This is a genomic window from Kaistia hirudinis (assembly GCF_014196455.1).
Classification (GTDB): domain Bacteria; phylum Pseudomonadota; class Alphaproteobacteria; order Rhizobiales; family Kaistiaceae; genus Kaistia; species Kaistia hirudinis.
In genome coordinates this window covers 988,407-1,004,312 of the sequence record NZ_JACIDS010000002.1, presented here as the reverse complement: position 1 = coordinate 1,004,312, position 15,906 = coordinate 988,407, and the positions used below count along the sequence as shown (strand labels likewise).

Here is a 15,906-nt window from a genome sequence, read left to right as displayed (position 1 = left end):
CATGATCCCTCCCGGATGGGTCAGTAGAATGGACGACACATCCCCCCTCCTCACCCCAACAACCGCTCCGCCCACTTCGCCACATCATCCCCGCTGCCGAGATCGGCCTGCACCAGCCCGTCGACCATGAAGGTCGGGGAGACGTGGATGCCGTTCTGGCGGGAGTATTTGGCGTGCCACTTGATCTCTTTTTCGAGCTCGCGCGCCTCATAGGCGTCCCAGAGCGGAACGCCGCTATAAGCAATGAGGCGGTCGATGATCTGGCGCGGGGTGGCGTCGAGATTGGGGCCGCCGAAATGGTGGTCGAACTCGAATTCCTCGCGATGCGCGGCGATGGCGTCCAGCACCTTGCGCGCCGTGTCCTTGCCGCCCGGCAGCATCGAGGCGGCGAGGATGCAGCGGACCAGCAGGCCTGAGAGCATGTGCCAGGGCTGCGAGACGAAGCGCAGCTTGACCGTGATCTTGTCCACGCCGGCGGCGGCCAGCAGCGCATCGACCTTGCCATAGGCGCGGCAGGAGAAGGGGCAGGTCGGCTCGAGGAAGATCTCGAAGAGGCGCGGGCCGCTGCCGAAGGTGAGCGGGTCGGCGTGGCGGGCGGCGTCGGTCATGTCGGGGTCTCCTGCGATGGCGTGGGCCGCGGTGCGGCCGAAGGCTTGGGGCAAGGAGCATGGCGCAGAAGGCGCGCCGCGGGAAGGCGCGAGGGCGCCGCGTCCACGGCTTCCGGCCGTCGGCCGCGCTCAGGCGCGGAGATCGGCGGGCGCGGTGCGGAAGGCGATCTCCTTCGCATCCGGCAGCCCCGCCACGGCATAGCGGTTGCGGCCGGCGGTCTTGGCGGCGTAGAGCGCGGCATCCGCGGCGGCGGTGAGCGCATCGCCGTTCTGCCCGCGCTGCCACTCCGCTCCGCCGATCGAGAGCGTCAGCGTGATCGCCTTGCCGTCATGGGCGAGCGGCGCGGTCTGCACGGCGCCGACCAGCGCGGCGGCCATGGCGCCGGCCTGCTCCGCGCTCGTGCCGGGCAGGACGACGCAGAATTCGTCGCCGCCCGTGCGGGCGATCATGTCGCCAGGCCGCAGCCGCGCCCGCACGGTGCGCGCGACATGCACGAGGCCGGCGTCGCCCGCGCCATGGCCGTGGCGGTCGTTGAGCTCCTTGAGCGCATCGAGATCGACGACGAGGAGCGCGAGCGGGCGGCGGGTCGCGTTGGCGGCCGCGATCTCGTCCGTGATGCGCTCGGCCAGCGCACGGCGATTGGGCAGGCCGGTCAGCTCGTCATGCAGCGCCTTGTGCTCGAGCCGCGCATAGAGGCGATCGACCACCATCAGCACCAGACCGAAATTCCAAAGCACGCCCGAGAAGACCACCACCAGCACCGCGCTCGGCTCGAGGGTGGCATAGAAGGCGCGGCTGGTGATGCCGAGCAGCGTCATGCCGTTGCCGATCGTCTCCATGCCATGGGCGGCGATGGCGAGGCCCATGGCGCCCATGGCGATCCGCCGGCCGACGCGCCGCCCGCTCGTGCGGTGCAGGTCGAGAATCGAGGCGACGAGCGGGATCGACTGCGCGACGGCATAGACGACGTTGCGCATGCTGTAGTCGGGATCGACGAAGGTCAGCGGGATCAGGATGAGGGCGGTGACCAGGACGAGCGCCGCGATCCAGGCCCAGGGGACGGGACGGCCCTCGAAACGGCGGATGCCGGCCCAGAACAGCGAGAAGGCGAACACGACGAGAAGGTTGCCGAGGAAGATCGGCAGCATGTCGTCCATGAACGAGGCGGAGGCGAGCGTCACGCCGCTCACCACTGCCGTGATGCATGCGAGCGCCCAGATTCCGGCGGCGCTCAGCTGCTCATAGGAGCGGTAGACGACGACCCAGACGATCGCCATCAGCAGCGAGTTCAGCAGGACAACGAAGTAGAGCGTCGTGAAGTCGAGCGCCATTGCGGCACGAACCTCCCCTGCGCGCCTTCCAGCGCCCCTTTGTCTCCTGTCGAGTCTGCCCTGCCCGCTGCGCTAACTGCCGCAAGTGCGCGGCCGGGTAAACCTCAAATTGCATCAGGGAGCGAACAAAAGGTTTCCGCCGCCTGGCCGGGCGGCGATCCGCGCTCCACTTGTTCGCCGATCGGCGGTAGAAGGCGGGCATGAACTATCGCCACGCCTATCACGCCGGGAACTTCGCCGATGTCGTCAAGCATGCGAGCCTCACGCTCGTCATCGAGCGGCTGAAGGCCAAGGACAAGCCCTTCCGCATCATCGATACCCATGCGGGGATCGGGCTCTACGACCTGGCCGGCCCGCTCGCCGCCAAGACGGGGGAATGGGAGCGCGGCATCGGCCGCCTCGTCGGGCCGGATCTTGCGCCCCGGCCGATGGCGAAGAAGCTCGCCGCCGCGCTGACGCCCTATCTCGCCGCGGTGCGGGCCGCCAATCCGGGCGGACGGCTCAAGCATTATCCGGGATCGCCGATGATCGCGCGCGCGCTGATGCGCCCGGTCGACCGGCTGACGGCGGTGGAGCTGCACCCGGACGACTATCGCACGCTCGCCGCCCGCTTCGCCGGCGACATCCAGGTCAAGGCGATCGAGCTCGACGGCTGGCTGGCGCTCGGCTCCTTCGTGCCGCCCAAGGAGCGTCGCGGACTGGTGCTGGTCGATCCGCCCTATGAGCAGGCGGACGAGTTCGCGACGCTGGCCGACGGCTTCATCAAGGCCTATCGGCGCTGGCCGACGGGCGTCTATGCGCTCTGGTATCCGGTCAAGGATCTCGTCGCCGTCAAGCGGCTCTGGCAGACCCTGGCGGAGAGCGGCATCCAGCGCCTGCTCGCCGCGGAGCTGTGGGTGCGCGACCGTGCGACGCCGGAGAGCTTCAACGGCACCGGCCTCGTCCTGTGCAACCCGCCCTATGAGCTGGACCGCACGCTGGACGAGATGCTGACCGGCCTCGTGCCGATCCTCGGCGAGGACGACAAGGCCGGCCGGCGCGTGTGGTGGATCAGGGGCGAGGAATAGCGGACGCCGCGCCGTAGCGCAGCCCGTCGACGAGCAGCGCGACCATGCGCTCGGCATGGCCGGGCCGATCTTCGCGCGCCTGCATGCCGAGGCGCGCGGCCGCGTTCAGAAGTTCATCGGCCTCGACATCGGCGCGGATTTCGCCTGCCGCGATCGCTGCGTCCAACAGCTGGCGCAGCGCCGGCACGAGCCGCGCCTGGAAATAGTCCGGCAGACAGCTGTAGGACGGATCGCCCGAATGCAGCGCGCCGGCGAGGCCGCGCTTGGTCGCGATGAACGCGGCATAGCGCTGCATCCACCGCGCGAGCGCCTCCCCGGGCGCGTATTCGGCGGCGAGGGCCGGCGCGGCGTCCGCACAGGCATCGACCTCGCGGCGGAAGACGGCGCCGACCAGATCGGCGCGCTGCGGAAAGTGGCGGTAGAGCGTGCCGACACCGACCCCGGCCTTGGCCGCGATCTCCCTGACGGGCGCATCGACGCCGGACGCTGCAAAGACCGCCAGGGCCGCATCCAGCAACGCACCCAGATTCCGCTGCGCGTCGGCGCGCGCGGGCTTGCCCTTCTCGGCCTGGCGAAAAGCGTCATCGCCCGGTTCGGCCGACTCCTGACTCATAACCCAAATCTTCTCTTGCTAAACGGAACAATGTTCCGTATTTAATCGGAATGACGTTCCGTTTCGTGAGAATAGCCCGATACGGCTGCGTTGACCACTCTTTCCCCTACAGGACACCCCTATGTCGCACAAACGCATCGCCCTCGTCACCGGGGCCAATCAGGGCATCGGATTCCAGCTTTCGAAGGAGTTGGTGGCCCATGGCGTCACCGTCCTGATGGGATCGCGCAATCTCGAGCGCGGCGAGGCCGCCGCCCGAGAGATCGGCGACGGCGCCATCGCGATCCAGATCGATGTGACCGATCCGGCCTCGATCGCCGCCGCCACGGCGCGCATCCGCACCGAGTTCGGGCGCCTCGACCTGCTGGTCAACAATGCCGCCATCTCGAACACGCGGGAGAGCGGCTTCACGATGGCGGACTACATCAAGACCAGCGGTGCCAGCATCGCCTCGCTCGACGAGATCCGCGCCGTCTGGGAAACCAATGTCTTCGGGGTCCTCGCCGTCTACCAGGCGATGCTGCCGCTGCTGCGCCTCTCCTCGGACGCCCGCATCGTCAATGTCTCCAGCGGCGCCGGCTCGCTCACCCTCAACGCCGACCCGTCCTTCCCCTACCGCTCGGTCTTCAACCCCGGTTATGGCGCCTCCAAGGCCGCGCTCAACGCCGTGACGCTCGGCATGATGATCGAGCTGGAAGGGAGCGGCATCAAGGTGAACCTCGTCTCCCCGGGCTTCACCAGCACGAACCTCAACAATTTCGAGGGCACGGAATCGCTCGAGGACGGCTCCCGCGAGGTGGTGCGCGTCGCCCTGCTCGGCCCGGACGGTCCGAGCGGCACCTTCACCATGTGGGAGAACGCGACGATCCCGTGGTGATCCGCCGCCGAACCCGTCCAGCCCATCCAAGGAGGCCGCCATGAACTACCGCACGCTCGGCAAGACCGGCATCAAGGTCAGCCCCTATGCCCTCGGTGCCATGATGTTCGGAGGGATTGCCAACGCCGATCACGACGACTGCATCCGCATCATCCACAAGGCGCTCGATTTCGGCATCAACTTCATCGACACAGCCGACCGCTACAGTGCCGGCGAATCCGAGGAAATCGTCGGCAAGGCCCTGAAGGGACGGCGCGACAGCATCGTGCTGGCGACCAAATTCTCGGGTCCGATGGGCGAGGATCCCAACCGGCAAGGCGCCTCGCGGCGCTGGATCGTGCAGGCGGTCGAGGATTCGCTCCGCCGCCTGCAGACCGACCATATCGATCTCTACCAGATCCATCGGCCGATGCCGGATACCGACATCGAGGAGACCTTGTCGACCCTCACCGATCTCATGCGGGCGGGCAAGGTGCGCGCCATCGGATCCTCGACCTTCCCGGTCTCCGAGATCGTCGAGGCGCAATGGGTGGCGGAGCGGCGCGGGCTGGCGCGCTTCCGCACCGAACAGCCGCCCTATTCGATCCTCGATCGCGGCATCGAGGGCGACATGCTGCCGACCTGCCAGCGCTACGGCATGGGCGTCGTGGTGTGGAGCCCGCTGTCGAAGGGCATGCTCACGGGCCGCTACCGCAAGGGCCAGCCGCTGCCCGAGGGCGGCACGCGCGCCCGGGTGTTCAGTCGGCAGATGTCGGATGAGCGCAGCCTCGACGCGGTCGAGCAGCTCATTCCGCTGGCGGCCGAAGCCGGGATGTCGCTCACCTACATGGCGATGGCCTTCGTCATGGCGCATCCGGGCGTGACGTCGGCCCTCCTCGGCCCGCGCACCATGGCCCATCTCGACGACCTGCTCGCCGGAGCCGAAACGCGCCTCACCGACGACCTCATGGACCGGATCGACCAGATCGTCCCGCCGGGAACCGATGTCGGGCTGAACGAGGCGGCCTACCGTCCCCCGGCGGTGACGCAGCCGGGCCTCCGTCGCCGCCCGGCCAGCGAGCGCGTCGCGGCCTGATCCCCGCGGCGCGCGGATCGGTTCGGTTGGCGCCCCTCAATAGCCCCGCGTGCCCGACGCGCTCAGGTCGAGCGCCGGGCCGGCCGGCGCCTGGGGTGGATCGGGGCGAGGAATAGCCGCCGTCATTTGACGAGCACGTGGCCCTGCGGCTCGGTCTCGTTCCGCAGCGCGTCGCAGGCATCCTGCCAGGCCGTGTCGCCGGGATAGAGTGCGCTGCGCAGGAAGGCCGCGCTCATGCGCTGGATCAGCGCGACCCGTTCGGGGCTCTCGTCCGAGGTCTCGGTGACCGTGTAGCCCGATATGCCGCCGAGCAAATGCTCCCCGCCATGGAGCGTCAGGAGGCCCCGGCCGTTCGGGCTGAGATAATAGGGATCATAGAACCAGTCCGGTCCGCGCACCGTCAGGGGCGAGCGATCCTGGTCGCCGGCAACGACCAGGGTCGGGACACGCAAGGGCGCGAAGTCGACACCGAGATAGGGTAGGTGTTCGGCGGCGAAGGCGCTGAGATCCTTGCCGCCGCGACCGCCGGCCGCCATCAGGATGCCGGCGCCGATCCGCGCATCGGACAGGTCTTCCCCCTCCCCGCCTTCCAGACCGATCATCCGGGCGCCGAGCAGCAGGGCCGTGGTATGGCCGCCGAAAGAATGGCCGACGGCCGCGATGCGTCCGTGATCGACCCGGCCTGCGAGCCCCGGCAATGCGCGTTCCAGAAGCGCGAGATGGTCGAGCGCCCGCTTTACGTCCTCGACGCGGATGCGCCAGATCGAGGCGCGGCGGGGATCGTCCTCGGCCAGCCCCATCCGCCGGGAATCGAGATGGGTCGGCTGGATCACGACGAAGCCGTGGGCGGCCCAATAGTCGGCGAGCGGCGCATAGCCATCCATCGACGAGCCGAAGCCGTGCGAAAAGACGATGACGGGCAGGTCGCGGCCCTCGACCGGAGCGGAAATCCGCAGTTGGAGATCGTCGCCGCGTCCCGGCGCAGCGAGGCGGATCGCGCGGACGGACGCCACCGGGATCGGCGCGTCCATATTGGCGTCTCGATAGATGCGGGTCGTCGGAATCATGGCCGTGTTCCTTCTGTCCGGGCGATCGGAACGCGGCGCGCGCCGGTTCGGATCGGGCCTCAGGTCTCAAATCTTGACCAGGACCGGATAGTCGACCATCAATTCGAGCGTCAAACGCATATCTTTAGGACCAGGTCATATGGGATTGACCACTGCCGGCGGCCCACGCTCCGATTGCCGGGGCATCAGCGAGGTGCTCAACCGCGTCGGAGACAAATGGACGGTACAGGTCGTCGTCGCCCTCCATGAGCGTCCGTGCCGGTTCAACGAGGTGAAGCGCAGCGTGAATGGCATCTCGCAGCAGATGCTGATCAAGACGCTGAAAACGCTGGAACGGGACGGCCTCGTCGAGCGAACCGTTCGCCCCAGCACGCCGCCCCAGGTCCAATATGCCCTGACGCCGCTCGGCCGTTCGCTGGCCGATCCGGTACACCGGTTGGCGGAGTGGGCGATGGCGCATCGGGACGCCATCCATGACAGCCAGGCACGGTTCGACGAACGCAGCACCGGAAACGACTGACGCTCCGCGGCTGCGCCCGCCCCTCAATAGCCCCGCGTGCCCGGCGCGTTCAGGTCGAGTACCGGGCCGGCCGGCGAGCGCGCGGCGGTTTGAGCCATCCGGGAGCTTCCGACGGAAAGAACCCTCAGCCCCCCGCGCACCAGCCGGCCGTCAGGGCGACGGGTGCCAGGCCTCGGCCGTGGCCTCGAAGCCCTGTCGGCGGACGATGTCGAGGATCATGCCGCGCAGCCAGCGGTGCCAGTCCTCCTCGGAATGGCGGGCGTGCCAATAGAGGCGGATGTCCGGAACCGCGATCGGGACCGGCGGGCGAAAGATCGCGAGGTCGAACTGCCGCGCCGCGATCTCTGCGAATTGCGACGGCACGACAGAGATGAGCCCGCCCTCGGCGACGCAGAGTGCGATCGCCGCAAATTGCGGCACCGCGACGACGACACGCCGCTCGCGGCCGATGGCGGCGAGCGCGAGGTCGGTCGCACCGGAAAAGCCGCCATCGATGGACCGCAGCGCATGGGGCTGCGCGCAGAATAGATCGAGCGGCATCTCGTCACCACTCTTCAGCCCCGAGGCCCGGATGGCGGGATCGTCGCGGCGGGCGATGACGGCGAAGGGGGAGCGGAACAGGATCTCCGAGGCGATCCAGTCGGGCATCACCAGCGGACGCTCCAGCGCGGCGTCGATTGCGTCGTCCTGCAGCATCCGCCCGACATCGCCGCGCGAACTGTCCAGCATGCGCAGGCGAATTCCCGGCGCGATCCCGGCGAACTCGCGGAAGAGCGCAGGTACGAGCGTCGTCGAGAAGAAATCCGCACCGAGCAGAGTCACCGTGCGCTCTACGCGCGCCGGGTCGAATGTCTCACCCGCGCCGAGGGCCGCCTCCAGCATGGCGAGAGCGCGCTGGACGCTCTCCTGCAGCGCTTCGGCGCGCGGCGTCGGCAGCATCTCGTTGCCGACACGCACGAGTAGCTGGTCGCCGAGATGATGACGGAGCCGGTTCAGCGCCGCGCTCACGGCCGGCTGGCTGAGGCCGATGCGCTCGCCGGCGCGCGTGACGCTGCGCTCCTTGAGCAAGGCGTCAAAGACACGCAGCAGGTTCATGTCGAAGGCATTGAAATTCACGTCAGCAATGACCTCCATATGATCTTTCGATTTCATCGCCCGACGGCGAAGCATTAGCAAATGGAGGACGAAAGCAATCGTCGATCCTCACAAACGGCAGACAGCAAATGCTTCACGTAAACGCCCGCAACGGCGGCGATGGGCGCCGCCATTTCCTTGCCACCAATGTCGAGGTCCTGGTCTCGGCGGATGACGGAGAGGACGCGATCTGCGTCGTCGAGCACCGCGTCCCGGCCGGGGACTCGCCGCCGCTGCATGTGCATCGCGACGAAGACGAGACCTTCGTCATCCTCGAGGGCCGCGTCCGCTTCCTGGTCGGCGACGAGGTCTTCGTGCTCCCGGCGGGCGCCGCCGCAGTGGCGCCGAAGGGCATCGCGCACAGCTATCGCGCCGAGTCGCCCGAAGGCGCGCGCTTCCTCACCGTGACGCGCGGCAGCGATTTCGAGACCCTGGTGAAGACTATCGGCCAGCGGACGGGTTCGACGGCGTTGCCGCCGCGGGTCGAGGTCACGCCGGAGATGGCAGAGGGCCTCGCCGCGGCCTGCGCCGCCAACGCCATCGACATCGTCGGCCCGCCGCTCACCTGACGGGGGATCTGCCATAAGCGGCCGGCCGGCGCGATATCAGGTCAGAGGCCCCGCGTGCCCGGCGCGCTCAGGTCGAGCGCCGGGCCGACCGGGACGATGCCGGTCGGGTTGATCGTGCGGTGGCTCTGGTAATAGTGCTTCTTGATGTGGTCCATATCGACCGTCTCGGCGATGCCGGGCACCTGGTAGAGCTCGCGCACATAGGACGACAGCGCCGGATAATCCGCTATGCGGCGGATGTTGCACTTGAAGTGCCCGACATAGACCGGATCGAAGCGCAGCAGCGTCGTCCAGAGCCGCCAGTCCGCCTCGGTCGGCGTGTCGCCGGTGAGATAGCGCTGCTTGGAGAGGATGCCCTCCAGCCAGTCGAGCGATTCGAACAGCGGGCCGACGGCCTCCTCATAGGCGGCCTGCGTCGTCGCGAAGCCGGCGCGATAGACGCCGTTGTTCACGGTCGGATAGATGCGCGCATTAAGCGCGTCGATCTCCGCGCGGAGCGGCTCGGGATAATAGTCGCCCGCCTTCGCGCCGATCCCGTCAAAGGCGGAATTCAGCATGCGGATGATCTCGGAGGATTCGTTCGAGACGATCGTCCGTCGCTCCTTGTCCCACAGCACCGGCACCGTGACGCGGCCCGTATAATGCGGGTCGGCGAGCGTATAGACCTCGTGCAGGAACTGCTTGCCGTTGATCTTGTCTTCCGTGACGCCGGGGCCGGGATCGAAGGTCCAGCCGTTCTCCAGCATCAGCCAGTTGACGACCGAATAGTCGATGATCCCCTCGAGGCCCTTGAGCGCGCGGAAGATCATGGTGCGGTGAGCCCAGGGACAGGCGCGCGCGATATAGAGGTGATAGCGCCCCGCCTCGGCCTTGAAGCCACCGGTACCGGTCGGGCCGGGACTGCCGTCGGCCGTCACCCAGTTGCGGAAGCCCGCGGCCTGCCGCTCGAAGCGACCGCCCGTGGTCTTGGTGTCGTACCACTGGTCTCGCCATTCGCCGTCGATCAAGAGGCCCATCGCCGCTCTTCCTTCCGCTCGCCATGCATTCTTGCTGCCCAACATGTGCGTCAGCGCGCGGCGTGTCACCAGAGGCACGCATGGCGACAAACCGTTCACAGTCCCGCGCGGTGCGCTTGACCCGCGCCCATCCGGGACGCATCGTTCGGCGGGTTTGACCTCAAGGGGGAATCGCGGCCATGGTCCGTGCGCTCTTCGCCATGCTGATGATCGCGCTGCTCGGCAGCGTCGCCGCGGCTGGAACGCGTGATCTCGACAATCCGGCCGTGACCGTCGGTCCGCTCTCGCGCGGCAGCGTGCCGACCTGCGACCAGAACTCGGTCCTCGGCAATGTCGCCAAGCGCTATCGCACCGTCCAGACCGATCTCTGGCAGACGGACCTCTCGATCGCGACCATCCGCAAGATCAACCAGACGGCCTTCCTGCCCGGCGATCCCGGCCTGCTGGATCGTCGCTTCTGCCATGCGAAGGTCGAGCTCTCCAACGGCCGGCCGGCCGACCTCTTCTATCTCATCGAGGAGCGGCAGGGCTTCGCTTCGATCGGCTGGGGCGTCGAATTCTGCGTCGCGGGCCAGGATCCGTGGCGCGTCTTTGACGGCGGCTGCCGCACCGTTCGCTACTAGGCCGGGAGGCGGCCGATGAGCCGGCTCGCGTCCCGCGTCGGCTCCCGTCCTGCCGGAGCCCTTGGCCGTCTGCTGGCCGCCCTCGCCGCGGCGGCGATCGTCTTCTTCTCCGCCGCCAGCCTGCCCGCCCGCGCCGACACGCCGGGCGATTTCGCCTTCTATGTCCTGTCGCTCTCCTGGTCGCCGACCTATTGCGAAAGCAACAAGGCCAAGGGCGACCGCCTCCAGTGCGGCGGGCGGCCCTTCGCCTTCGTCGTGCACGGGCTGTGGCCGCAATATGAGCGGGGCTATCCGAGCGACTGCTCGAGCCCGCGCGGCGATGGCGTCCCGCGCTCGATCGTCGACGGCATGCTCGACATCATGCCGAGCCCCGGGCTCGTTCGCCATGAATGGCGCCAGCACGGCACCTGCAGCGCGCTGAACCAGAGCCAGTATTTCGACGTCGTGCGGCGCGCCTTCGAGACGGTCAAGATTCCCGAGCGCTTCGTGGCGCCCGAAGCGCCCCTCACGGTCTCGCCGAACGAGGTCGAGGCGGCCTTCCGCGCCGTCAATCCGGGGCTGATGAGCAATGCGATCGCCGTTGCCTGCGACCAGCAGCGCCTCAAGGAAGTGCGGATCTGCCTGACGCGGAGCCTCGCCTTCCGCCCCTGCCCCGAAGTCGACCGCGGCGCCTGTCGCCGCGATCGACTCGTCATGCCGCCTGTGCGCTGAAAGACCTTTCATGCTGATCCTTCGATCGTCCGACGCCTCGCCCTTCGGCCGCAAGGTGAAGATCGCCGCGCATCTGCTCGGCCTCTACGACCGGATCGAGGTCGTCGCGACCGATACCGGCGATCCCGCCGACACGATCCGCAAGCAGAATCCACTCGGCAAGATCCCGGCGCTCGTCCTCGAAGACGGCAGCGTCGTCTATGATTCGCGCGTGATCGTCGAATATTTCGACCATCTGGCCGGCGGTGGCCGCATCATCCCGCAGGCGGCGGAGCGGCGCTTTCCCGCGCTCGTGCTGCAGGCGCTGGCCGACGGCGTCCTCGATGCGGCGCTGCTGCAGGTCTATGAAAAGCGCTGGCGCGACGAGCCACTGCGCAGCGATCGCTGGCTGGCGCACCATGCCGACAAGGTCGCGCGCGGGCTCGCGGCGCTGGCCGAGACCGATCTTTCCGGCGAAACGCATATTGGTCACATCGCCGTCGCCTGCGCGCTCGGCTATCTCGACCTGCGGTTCGAGGGAAGCTGGCGCGCGCAATATCCCGGCCTGGTGGCCTGGCTGGATGATTTCGCGGCCCGCACGCCCTCCTTCGCCGCGACGCGGCCCAAGGGCTGAGCTGCGCCGCGACACCGATCTGACCCTGGGGAGCTAGACCAATGCGTTTTTCGGTTCGCGACGCCGACACCGTCGCCGAGATTCTGCGTGAAGCCGCCGCAACCGAGATCATGCCGCGTTTCCATCACCTCGGTGCCGGCGCGATCCGCGAGAAGACCTCGGCCGAGGATCTCGTCACCGATGCCGACGTCGCGGCTGAAAAGGTCATTGCCGCGGCACTGGTGAAGGCCTTCCCCGGCTCGATCGTCATCGGCGAGGAGAGCGTGTCGGCCCGGCCGGCGCTGCTCGATGAGCTCGACGGCGCCGATCTCGCCTTCGTGGTCGACCCGGTCGACGGCACCAAGAACTTCGCCTCCGGCCTGCCCCTGTTCGGCGTCATGGCGGCGGTTGTCGCCCGCGGCGAGATCGTCGGCGGCATCATCCTCGACCCGGTGGCCGGCGACTGGTCGATCGCCGTGCGCGGCGAAGGCGCGTTCACGGTCGGCAAGGACGGCACGCGCGTGCCGCTCGAGGTCGCGCCGCCCAAGCCCGCCGCCAAGATGTCCGGCACGGCCTCCTGGTCGACCCTGCCCGAGCCGCTGCGCTCGCAGCTCTGCGCCAATCTCGCCAACACCCGCTCGGCGGCGAATTATCGCTGCGCGGCGCAGGAATACCGGATGATGGCGAGCGGCAATTCGCATTTCGCCGTCTATTCCAAGATCAATGTCTGGGATCATGCAGCCGGCTGGCTGATCCACCGCGAAGCCGGCGGCTATTCGGCCCGCTTCGACGGCACCCCCTATCTCGCCGCCCACCGCGACGGCGGCCTGCTGTTCGCGCCGACCGAGGAGTCCTGGCACGATCTGCACAAGGCGCTGTTCGTCGGGACGCAATACGCTGGTTGAGAGAGGGGCGAAGGGGCCGCCAAGGGACGCCCTGGCAGGCGTGAAGCGTCCGCCCTTTAGCCCGGAACGCCGTCATTCCGGCGAAAGCCGGAATCCATACAGCCTGAGGCGTATGATCGTTTGCCGCTTCGGCTGAATGGATCCCGTGTCGAGCACGGGATGACGGCGGAGACGGTGGCGCCTCGTCGCCCGCGTCCTTGTTCACGACAAGGTGAACGTGACGCCGTTGCGCGGAATTGTTCTAAGATCCGCCTCCAGCGGGGGATTGATCATGCCTGCCTATCTATATCTCGGTATCGCGATCGTGTCGGAGGTCATCGCGACCTCGGCCATGCGTGCATCGGATGGGTTCACCAAGCTGATCCCCTCCCTCGTCGTGATCGTCGGCTATGTGATTTCGTTCTACTTCTTGTCGCTGACGCTGAAGGTCTTGCCGGTCGGCATCGCCTATGCGATCTGGTCCGGCACGGGCATCGTCCTGATATCCGGCGCCGCCTGGCTGCTCTTCGGACAGAAGCTCGACGCCGCGGCGTTGATCGGCATCGGCCTGATCATCGCCGGTGTCATCGTCATCAACGCCTTCTCCCAGTCCTCGGCGCATTGAACGGGAGGCGCCGCCTCACCGCCGCTCCTGCTTGACTGTTTCTTCCTTCTATTTATCCATTCGGTTAAATCGAGGAGGACCGTTCATGCGGCCGCTGATCCTGAAAATGTCGATGTCGGCCGATGGCTTCGTCTGCGGGCCGGAGAACCAGGTCGAATGGGTGTTCGCCTCCATGGACGAGGGCGCCAATGCCTGGACCATGGATCTGCTCTGGAGCGCCGGCGTCCATGTGATGGGCAGCCGGACCTATTACGACATGGCCAGCTACTGGCCCTATTCGACGGAAATCTACGCCGCGCCGATGAACGAGATCCCGAAGGTGATCTTCTCGCGCGCCGGGCTCATCGAGCCGCCGCGCGCGCGGCTCGCCATCCGCCAATCAGACGGTGCCATCTCGCCGGGGGAGACGGCGGCGACCGACGCCGACCGCGCGCTGTCGCCCGTCGAGGCGGCCTGGGCCGAGCCGCGCGTCTCCGGCGATCTCGAAGGCACGATCGCGCGGCTGAAGGCCGAAGGCGGCAAGCCGATCCTCGCGCATGGCGGCGTCCGCTTCGCGCGCAGTCTGATGGCGGCGGATCTCGTCGACGAACTGCGCCTGCTGGTGCATCCGGTGCTGCTCGGGCGCGGCAAGTCGATCTTCAGCGAGCTGGCGGCGCCGAAGACGCTGAAGCTCCTCAGCGCCTCGGTCTTCGCGACCGGCGCCATGGCGCAGGTCTATCGTCCGGCCTGACCATCCCCCCGAAAAGACGATGCCCGGGACGGGCCCGGGCATCTTCTCGCGTGCGGGGTGGGAGCGCGCGGCAGAAAGGTCAGAACTTGTAGCCGACGCCAGCGCGGATCGTGCTGGTGTTGAGGTCGACATTCTGGCCGGTGAGCGGGCCGGTCTGGTAAAACTGCTCGCCGAAATCCGCGTACTGATATTCGAGGCGCGCGGTGACATGGTCGGTCACGGCCGCCTCGACGCCGGCGCCGAGCGTCCAGCCCCAATGGGTGTTGTCGGTTTCGTAGCCGCCCTTGCTGACGGTCGCGCCCGAGACGGCGCCGCCGCCCGTGCCATAGGCCATGACGCGGCCGAAGGAATAGCCGGCGCGGCCCCGCAGCGTCCCGTCCCAGTTCTGCTTCACCGAGCCATCGAAGCCGTAATTGCCACGGACATTGTCGATGTTCAGGTCGCCTTCGACGCCGAGCACGACGTTGTTGCCGAGGTCGTAGTTGTAGCCGCCATAGACGCCGATCTTGCCGCCTTCCGCGGTCGGCGTCGCCGGGGCGAGATTGTTGCGGACGTCGAAATCGCTCCAGCCATAGCCGAGGATCGCGCCGAGATAGGGCCCGGTCCAGGTGAAGCCCGTGGGGGCCGTGACGAGCGGCGAGGGATTATAGGAAAGGTCGGCGGCAAGCGCCGGGACCGCGCCGAGCGCGAGAGCCGCGGCGGCGAGCGAGAAAGTGCGGATACGCAGCATCGTGTTCTCCAGCGGTACACAACATGAAACACCACGGCCACGCACCGGAGACGCATCGGCCGATGCCCCAATCAACCGCCGCAATGCGGCGGAAGGGCAAGCAAATTGGGGCGACTTCGGGACAATGAACAGCGTTGCCGTAGAGCCGCACATTCCGCCCAAGACATTGTTTTCATGGATCTTTCTTGCGCGGCTCAAACGGCGACACCGAGGCCACGCCACATTGACGGCACAGGTGTTTCCGCCCGTTCACCATGCGGCGCGTCATAGCGTCCCGATCCGGGCAAGTGACAAACGGGCGGGCGCTTACCGAATCCGCGCGCCCGTCCTATCTAGGAGTACCGGCGAATGGGCGGCGGGGAGAGAAGTGCGGATATGGACAGGATAGCGCTCGTCACGGGCGGGGCTCGGCGGATCGGGCGGGCGATCGTCGAGGATCTGGCGGCGAACGGCTATGCGGTCGCGATCCACTGCAATCGCTCGGAGCGCGAGGCCAATGCACTCGCCGAGGCGATCCGCGCGCGCGGTGGCAGGTCCACCGTCGTCGTTGCCGATCTCGCGGACCTTGAGGCGACGCGGGCGCTGCCGGCCCTCGTGGCCGAGCGACTCGGGCCGGCGACGCTGCTCGTCAACAATGCTTCGATCTTCGAGGCGGACGGGATCGGCGACTTGGATCCCGAACGCTTCCAGCGCCAGCTGGCCGTGAACCTGACGGCGCCGGTGCTGCTGGCGGATGCCTTCGCGAGCGCCCTGCCCGCGCCGGCCAAAGGCCTCGTCGTCAATATGGTTGACCAGCGCGCCTGGAAGACGACGCCGCATTTCCTGTCCTACCAGCTTTCGAAATCGGCGCTGCTCACCGCGACGCGGACGCTGGCGCAGGCGCTTGCCCCGCGCATCCGCGTGAACGCCATTGGCCCCGGCCCGACCCTGCCCTCGCCGCGCCAGGACCCGGCGGATTTCGCGCGCCAGGCCGAGGCGGTCCTGCTCGGCCATGGGCCGGAGCTTGCCGAATTCGGCCGCACGATCCGCTATCTGCACGAGACCGGCTCGATCACCGGCCAGATGATCGCGCTCGACGGCGGCCAGCACCTTGCCTGGGAGACGCCCGACGTCGTAGGGATCAAAGAGTGAAC

The 15,906-nt window shown here is 67.8% G+C and carries 19 protein-coding genes; 12 read left to right on the top strand and 7 right to left on the bottom strand.

Going from position 1 to position 15,906, the window contains the following annotated elements:
* Positions 1-50 precede the first annotated feature (50 nt).
* Both GGR25_RS09865 and GGR25_RS09860 read right to left on the bottom strand, forming a co-directional pair.
* Positions 51-608, bottom strand: coding sequence for a DsbA family protein (locus GGR25_RS09865; protein ID WP_183398551.1), 558 nt, complete (start codon positions 606-608; stop codon positions 51-53).
* A 129-nt stretch (positions 609-737) separates the two neighbouring features.
* A complete protein-coding gene (locus GGR25_RS09860) occupies positions 738-1,940 on the bottom strand; it encodes a GGDEF domain-containing protein (RefSeq protein ID WP_183398550.1) in 1,203 nt (400 codons plus the stop codon).
* A 200-nt stretch (positions 1,941-2,140) separates the two neighbouring features.
* Between GGR25_RS09860 and GGR25_RS09855 the strand changes: the two genes are divergently transcribed.
* Entirely contained in the window at positions 2,141-3,007 is an 867-nt protein-coding gene (locus GGR25_RS09855; protein WP_183398549.1) for a 23S rRNA (adenine(2030)-N(6))-methyltransferase RlmJ, read from the top strand.
* On the opposite strand, the gene GGR25_RS09850 is transcribed toward GGR25_RS09855, so the two are convergent.
* A complete protein-coding gene (locus GGR25_RS09850; RefSeq protein WP_183398548.1) occupies positions 2,991-3,620 on the bottom strand; it encodes a TetR/AcrR family transcriptional regulator in 630 nt (209 codons plus the stop codon). The two genes, GGR25_RS09855 and GGR25_RS09850, sit on opposite strands and share 17 nt — an antisense overlap.
* Positions 3,621-3,741: 121 nt before the next feature.
* On the opposite strand from GGR25_RS09850, the gene GGR25_RS09845 reads away from it, so the two are divergent.
* Positions 3,742-4,497 carry an SDR family NAD(P)-dependent oxidoreductase gene (locus tag GGR25_RS09845; protein ID WP_183398547.1) on the top strand — a complete coding sequence of 252 codons (756 nt, stop codon included), beginning with the start codon at positions 3,742-3,744 and terminating at the stop codon, positions 4,495-4,497.
* A 40-nt stretch (positions 4,498-4,537) separates the two neighbouring features.
* On the top strand, positions 4,538-5,572 hold the full coding sequence (locus tag GGR25_RS09840) for an aldo/keto reductase (protein WP_183398546.1): 1,035 nt from the start codon (positions 4,538-4,540) through the stop codon (positions 5,570-5,572).
* 122 nt (positions 5,573-5,694) lie between these two features.
* Here GGR25_RS09840 and GGR25_RS09835 read toward each other — a convergent pair whose 3' ends face one another.
* Entirely contained in the window at positions 5,695-6,639 is a 945-nt protein-coding gene (locus GGR25_RS09835; protein ID WP_210299865.1) for an alpha/beta hydrolase family protein, read from the bottom strand.
* A gap of 139 nt (positions 6,640-6,778) precedes the next feature.
* Between GGR25_RS09835 and GGR25_RS09830 the strand changes: the two genes are divergently transcribed.
* A complete protein-coding gene (locus tag GGR25_RS09830) occupies positions 6,779-7,159 on the top strand; it encodes a winged helix-turn-helix transcriptional regulator (RefSeq protein ID WP_183398545.1) in 381 nt (126 codons plus the stop codon).
* A gap of 150 nt (positions 7,160-7,309) precedes the next feature.
* Here the strand turns inward: GGR25_RS09830 and GGR25_RS09825 are convergent, their stop codons facing one another.
* A complete protein-coding gene (locus GGR25_RS09825; RefSeq protein ID WP_210299864.1) occupies positions 7,310-8,293 on the bottom strand; it encodes a LysR family transcriptional regulator in 984 nt (327 codons plus the stop codon).
* Between the two features lie 89 nt (positions 8,294-8,382).
* Between GGR25_RS09825 and GGR25_RS09820 the strand changes: the two genes are divergently transcribed.
* The gene (locus GGR25_RS09820; protein ID WP_183398544.1) at positions 8,383-8,862 is read left to right on the top strand and encodes a cupin domain-containing protein; all 480 of its coding nucleotides are present in this window, start codon (positions 8,383-8,385) and stop codon (positions 8,860-8,862) included.
* 41 nt (positions 8,863-8,903) lie between these two features.
* Here the strand turns inward: GGR25_RS09820 and GGR25_RS09815 are convergent, their stop codons facing one another.
* Positions 8,904-9,878, bottom strand: a complete 975-nt coding sequence (locus GGR25_RS09815) for a glutathione S-transferase family protein (RefSeq protein WP_183398543.1) — start codon at positions 9,876-9,878, stop codon at positions 8,904-8,906.
* A 179-nt stretch (positions 9,879-10,057) separates the two neighbouring features.
* Here GGR25_RS09815 and GGR25_RS09810 point away from each other — a divergent pair, with 179 nt between their 5' ends.
* From GGR25_RS09810 to GGR25_RS09785, 6 genes are all read left to right on the top strand, one after another.
* Positions 10,058-10,501, top strand: coding sequence for a hypothetical protein (locus GGR25_RS09810; RefSeq protein WP_183398542.1), 444 nt, complete (start codon positions 10,058-10,060; stop codon positions 10,499-10,501).
* 15 nt (positions 10,502-10,516) lie between these two features.
* Positions 10,517-11,212 (top strand): ribonuclease T2 family protein, encoded by a 696-nt coding sequence (locus GGR25_RS09805; protein ID WP_183398541.1) that lies wholly within the window; start codon positions 10,517-10,519, stop codon positions 11,210-11,212.
* 10 nt (positions 11,213-11,222) lie between these two features.
* Positions 11,223-11,825 (top strand): glutathione S-transferase family protein, encoded by a 603-nt coding sequence (locus GGR25_RS09800; RefSeq protein ID WP_183398540.1) that lies wholly within the window; start codon positions 11,223-11,225, stop codon positions 11,823-11,825.
* A gap of 41 nt (positions 11,826-11,866) precedes the next feature.
* Entirely contained in the window at positions 11,867-12,709 is an 843-nt protein-coding gene (locus tag GGR25_RS09795) for an inositol monophosphatase family protein (protein WP_183398539.1), read from the top strand.
* A 271-nt stretch (positions 12,710-12,980) separates the two neighbouring features.
* Positions 12,981-13,313, top strand: a complete 333-nt coding sequence (locus GGR25_RS09790; RefSeq protein WP_183398538.1) for a DMT family transporter — start codon at positions 12,981-12,983, stop codon at positions 13,311-13,313.
* Positions 13,314-13,398: 85 nt separating this feature from the next.
* Entirely contained in the window at positions 13,399-14,043 is a 645-nt protein-coding gene (locus GGR25_RS09785) for a dihydrofolate reductase family protein (protein ID WP_183398537.1), read from the top strand.
* Between the two features lie 79 nt (positions 14,044-14,122).
* Here GGR25_RS09785 and GGR25_RS09780 read toward each other — a convergent pair whose 3' ends face one another.
* Positions 14,123-14,773, bottom strand: a complete 651-nt coding sequence (locus GGR25_RS09780; protein WP_183398536.1) for an outer membrane protein — start codon at positions 14,771-14,773, stop codon at positions 14,123-14,125.
* A gap of 375 nt (positions 14,774-15,148) precedes the next feature.
* Here GGR25_RS09780 and GGR25_RS09775 point away from each other — a divergent pair, with 375 nt between their 5' ends.
* Positions 15,149-15,904 carry an SDR family oxidoreductase gene (locus tag GGR25_RS09775; protein WP_183398535.1) on the top strand — a complete coding sequence of 252 codons (756 nt, stop codon included), beginning with the start codon at positions 15,149-15,151 and terminating at the stop codon, positions 15,902-15,904.
* Positions 15,905-15,906: the final 2 nt, after the last annotated feature.

Bases quoted from the DNA above. Each gene is read 5' to 3' on its own strand.
- GGR25_RS09865 (WP_183398551.1), bottom strand. From the start codon at position 608: ATGACCGACGCCGCCCGCCACGCCGACCCGCTCACCTTCGGCAGCGGC.
- GGR25_RS09835 (WP_210299865.1), bottom strand. From the start codon at position 6,639: ATGATTCCGACGACCCGCATCTATCGAGACGCCAATATGGACGCGCCG.
- GGR25_RS09795 (WP_183398539.1), top strand. From the start codon at position 11,867: ATGCGTTTTTCGGTTCGCGACGCCGACACCGTCGCCGAGATTCTGCGT.
- GGR25_RS09830 (WP_183398545.1), top strand. From the start codon at position 6,779: ATGGGATTGACCACTGCCGGCGGCCCACGCTCCGATTGCCGGGGCATC.
- GGR25_RS09780 (WP_183398536.1), bottom strand. From the start codon at position 14,773: ATGCTGCGTATCCGCACTTTCTCGCTCGCCGCCGCGGCTCTCGCGCTC.
- GGR25_RS09785 (WP_183398537.1), top strand. From the start codon at position 13,399: ATGCGGCCGCTGATCCTGAAAATGTCGATGTCGGCCGATGGCTTCGTC.
- GGR25_RS09815 (WP_183398543.1), bottom strand. From the start codon at position 9,878: ATGGGCCTCTTGATCGACGGCGAATGGCGAGACCAGTGGTACGACACC.
- GGR25_RS09845 (WP_183398547.1), top strand. From the start codon at position 3,742: ATGTCGCACAAACGCATCGCCCTCGTCACCGGGGCCAATCAGGGCATC.
- GGR25_RS09825 (WP_210299864.1), bottom strand. From the start codon at position 8,293: ATGGAGGTCATTGCTGACGTGAATTTCAATGCCTTCGACATGAACCTG.
- GGR25_RS09840 (WP_183398546.1), top strand. From the start codon at position 4,538: ATGAACTACCGCACGCTCGGCAAGACCGGCATCAAGGTCAGCCCCTAT.
- GGR25_RS09775 (WP_183398535.1), top strand. From the start codon at position 15,149: ATGGACAGGATAGCGCTCGTCACGGGCGGGGCTCGGCGGATCGGGCGG.
- GGR25_RS09800 (WP_183398540.1), top strand. From the start codon at position 11,223: ATGCTGATCCTTCGATCGTCCGACGCCTCGCCCTTCGGCCGCAAGGTG.
- GGR25_RS09810 (WP_183398542.1), top strand. From the start codon at position 10,058: ATGGTCCGTGCGCTCTTCGCCATGCTGATGATCGCGCTGCTCGGCAGC.
- GGR25_RS09790 (WP_183398538.1), top strand. From the start codon at position 12,981: ATGCCTGCCTATCTATATCTCGGTATCGCGATCGTGTCGGAGGTCATC.
- GGR25_RS09820 (WP_183398544.1), top strand. From the start codon at position 8,383: ATGCTTCACGTAAACGCCCGCAACGGCGGCGATGGGCGCCGCCATTTC.
- GGR25_RS09850 (WP_183398548.1), bottom strand. From the start codon at position 3,620: ATGAGTCAGGAGTCGGCCGAACCGGGCGATGACGCTTTTCGCCAGGCC.
- GGR25_RS09855 (WP_183398549.1), top strand. From the start codon at position 2,141: ATGAACTATCGCCACGCCTATCACGCCGGGAACTTCGCCGATGTCGTC.
- GGR25_RS09805 (WP_183398541.1), top strand. From the start codon at position 10,517: ATGAGCCGGCTCGCGTCCCGCGTCGGCTCCCGTCCTGCCGGAGCCCTT.
- GGR25_RS09860 (WP_183398550.1), bottom strand. From the start codon at position 1,940: ATGGCGCTCGACTTCACGACGCTCTACTTCGTTGTCCTGCTGAACTCG.